The organism is Streptococcus oralis (genome assembly GCF_001578935.1).
Taxonomy (GTDB): domain Bacteria; phylum Bacillota; class Bacilli; order Lactobacillales; family Streptococcaceae; genus Streptococcus; species Streptococcus oralis_R.
Window position 1 is genome coordinate 1 of record NZ_KQ969536.1, and the last position, 391, is coordinate 391.

The 391-nt window shown below is 38.4% G+C and carries 1 pseudogene; it reads left to right on the plus strand.

Annotated elements, in window-relative coordinates:
• A pseudogene (locus tag SORDD15_RS09735) lies at positions 1-391 on the plus strand (helix-turn-helix domain-containing protein); the annotation flags it as partial.

Below are 391 nucleotides of genomic sequence, written 5' to 3' on the forward strand. Positions count from 1 at the left end.
ATGACTTCCAAAAACCTTCTAAGATTCCTTACCTTGAAACAACTGGTATGCCTACCAGAATTCTTCTGAAAAAGCGTCGTTTCAAGTGCTATCAGTGTTCGAAAATGATGGTCGCTGAGACTTCTATCGTCAAGAAAAATCATCAAATTCCTCGTATTATCAATCAAAAAATTGCGCAAAAGTTGATTGAAAAGACTTCTATGACTGATATTGCCCGTCAGATGGCCATTTCAACTTCAACTGTCATTCGTAAGCTCGATGGCTTCTGTTTTAAACATGATTTTTCTCGTCTTCCAGAGATTATGTCTTGGGACGTTGAAACAGTTAGGGGAGTGACTGTTTCAATCGGGAGATGAAGATGAGTTTCATTGCACAAGATTTTGAAAAGCTC